Annotated in this window: 3 protein-coding genes; 1 reads left to right on the forward strand and 2 read right to left on the reverse strand. The window is 69.1% G+C overall.

Annotated elements, in window-relative coordinates:
* Window positions 1-74: 74 nt before the first annotated feature.
* Window positions 75-647 carry a TetR/AcrR family transcriptional regulator gene (locus A5706_RS28505; protein ID WP_068138817.1) on the forward strand — a complete coding sequence of 191 codons (573 nt, stop codon included), beginning with the start codon at window positions 75-77 and terminating at the stop codon, window positions 645-647.
* Between the two features lie 312 nt (window positions 648-959).
* Here A5706_RS28505 and A5706_RS28510 read toward each other — a convergent pair whose 3' ends face one another.
* Together A5706_RS28510 and A5706_RS28515 are read right to left on the reverse strand one after the other, a co-directional pair.
* Complete coding sequence (locus A5706_RS28510; RefSeq protein WP_068138813.1) at window positions 960-2102, reverse strand: acyltransferase; 1143 nt, start codon at window positions 2100-2102, stop codon at window positions 960-962.
* A partial coding sequence (locus A5706_RS28515) for a DbpA RNA binding domain-containing protein (protein ID WP_197518018.1) occupies window positions 2099-2583 on the reverse strand: 485 nt, incomplete at its 5' end. The genes A5706_RS28515 and A5706_RS28510, both read right to left, overlap by 4 nt.

The raw sequence follows: 2583 nt of genomic DNA on the forward strand, positions 1-2583 counted from the left end.
ACGCTCTCGCCGCCCCGGGAATCGACCTGTTCCGCAAGCTGATTCAGGACTACGAGCGCGAGCACGACGTCCCGATGACCGACTGGCTGGCCGACCGCCGCGGCGAGGCGGCCGTTAACCGGATACTCGACGCCGCCGAGGCGCTCTACACGCGGCGGGACCAGGCTTCCATCGGCATGAACGAAATCGCCAGGGCCGCGGGCTGTTCCCGAGCGACGCTGTACCGGTATTTCGAAAACCGCGAGGCGCTGCGGACCGCGTACGTGCACCGCGAGGCGCGCCGACTCGGCCGCGCGATCGCCAACGAGATCGACGGCGTCGACGACCCGCGCGAACGGCTGGTGGCGAGCATGACCGCCGCGCTGCGGATGGTGCGCGAAAGCCCCGCGCTGTCAGCGTGGTTCGCCGTCAGCCGGCCGCCGGTCGGCGGGGAGCTGGCGCAGTCGGAGGTGATCACGGCGTTGGCCGCCGCGTTCGTCGGCTCGCTCGGCCCGGAGGATCGCGGCGTCGTGGAGCGCCGGGCCCGCTGGGTGGTGCGGGTGCTCACGTCGCTGCTGACCTACCCCGGTCGGGACGAGGCCGACGAGAGGGCGATGATCGAGGAGTTCGTCGTCCCGATCGTGGCGCCGGTCGGCGCGCGGGGCTAGATCGCCACATCCGCCCACACGTCTCGCCGCGAGGACCAATACCCGTTGTGCCCGCCTCACAGCGACAGCGAGCCGCGGTGGTGCCGCGCAACCGGACAGTCGCTGTGAGGCGGGCAAAACGTCGGCCGCTCAGCGCAGATACGAACGGGCCGATGTGACGACGGCGGATCGCCGGCGTGCTAAGCGGAGGCGACGTGTGCCGTCGCTGCTCGCGCGCCGCGATCGCGGTGACGATTTCGCCCGCGCGCACCGCCACGTTGGACAGCAACGACGACGGGGGTGGAGGTCCGTCCCGCCTTCGTCGTCGGCCACCTAGCCGTCCTTTACCCGGGTGAAGCGGTGCAACAGCCAGGCGAGCGGGATCGTCACCGCCAGCGTCGCGACGAAGAGGTAGCCCATGGAGCCGGTGTAAACGTGCGCGCGGACGATGTAGACCATCGCGAATTCCATGGTGATGAGGTGAATCAGGAAGATCTCGTAGGAGATCTCGCCCAACCACACCATCGGCCGGCTGGCGAGCAGCCGCGCATATGTGCCCTGATTTCCCAACGCCAGCGGCGCCACCGCGAGCGCGGCGATGACGGCGTAGAACACGGTCTTGCAGACGGCCTGGCTCAGGGTGGCCGGCGACGTCGTGGGTGCGCCGGCGATCGGCGTGGAGGCGATGAAGTAGCAGACGACCGCCAGCGGGATGGCCATGAACGCGTAGCAGTGCACCTTCATCGCCTGCAGCACGGCCAGCGCCATGCCGGCCAGGAACCACGCCAGGTAGGTCGGCAGCCAGAGCCGGGCGCCATCGGGGAACCAATGGTCGGTGTGCACCAGGACCAGCCATCCCGGGCTGATCAACGCCATCGCGGCCAGGGCGCCCAGCATCAGGTTCGGTTGCCAGCGCCGCCGGGCGATCAGGACCAGCAGCAGGTAGGCCAGCAACGGCAGCACGACGTAGAACGAGGCCTCCACCGCCAGGCTCCACATCTGAGTAAGGCCCTGGTGCAGGTACTTGCCGAGGTAGCCGTTGCAGTAGATCTGCGTCAGCGTCAGGTTGCGCACCAGCCCCAGCCACGTGTGCCCGGGGTTCGGGCCGGCCTCGCGGAAGTGGTAGAGCACATAGGCGATCAGAACGGTGATGACGTAGGCGGGCATGATGCGCCGAACCCGGTGTCGCGCATAGCGACTCAGCGACGGCGGCGGGCCGCCGGTGGCGGCCGACTTGACCCACGGGCGAAACAGTAGGAAACCCGACAGCACGAAGAAGATGGGCACGCCGATCTCCAGCCGGGAGCCGACCAGTCCCCAGTAGCCGTGGGTGTACTTGCCGGTGGTGTAGGCCGCGTGGGTGCCGACGACGGTGAGCGCGGCGACGGCGCGGATGCCGGTCAGCGACGCGACGCGGTCGACGTGCGAGACCTGCTCGAGCCCGCCCTGGGCGTCTTGCTCCTCGGAGAGCGTCATCCGGCGTGTTTTCTGGACGGCTTGCCCTTGCCCGGTGAGCGGTCCGGCCGCAGGTCGATCAGCACGCCCGAGATGCGGGTCTGCTCGAGCTTCTTCAACGTCGACTTGGGCAGCTTGGCCGGCAGCTCGACGAGCGAGAAGTCCGGCCCGATGGCGATGTGGCCGAAGTCGCTGCGGTGCAGGCCACCCTCGTTGGCGATGGCGCCGACGATCGCGCCCGGGCCGATCTTGTGCCGCTTGCCCACCGAGATCCGGTAGGTGGCGAAGTTCCTTGACTGCCCGGGTCTTTCGTGTGACTTTTCGGGACGTTCCCGGCGTTCGCGCCGTTCCGGCGGCGGTTCGGGGGCCATCAGGAACGCCTCGCCGTCGCGCGACTGCACGGCCAGCGCCGCGGCGATGTCGGCCATCGGGACGTCGTGCTCGCGCTCGTAGTCCTGAATCAGCTTGCGGAACAGGTCGATTCCCGGGGCGGCGAGAGCGT

The sequence above is a fragment of the Mycobacterium sp. E796 genome (assembly GCF_001672815.1).
GTDB lineage: Bacteria > Actinomycetota > Actinomycetes > Mycobacteriales > Mycobacteriaceae > Mycobacterium.

What these genes read in the sequence shown, in the direction of transcription:
- A5706_RS28505 (WP_068138817.1), top strand. Translation starts at nt 75, where the DNA reads ATGACCGACTGGCTGGCCGACCGCCGCGGCGAGGCGGCCGTTAACCGG.
- A5706_RS28510 (WP_068138813.1), bottom strand. Translation starts at nt 2,102, where the DNA reads ATGACGCTCTCCGAGGAGCAAGACGCCCAGGGCGGGCTCGAGCAGGTC.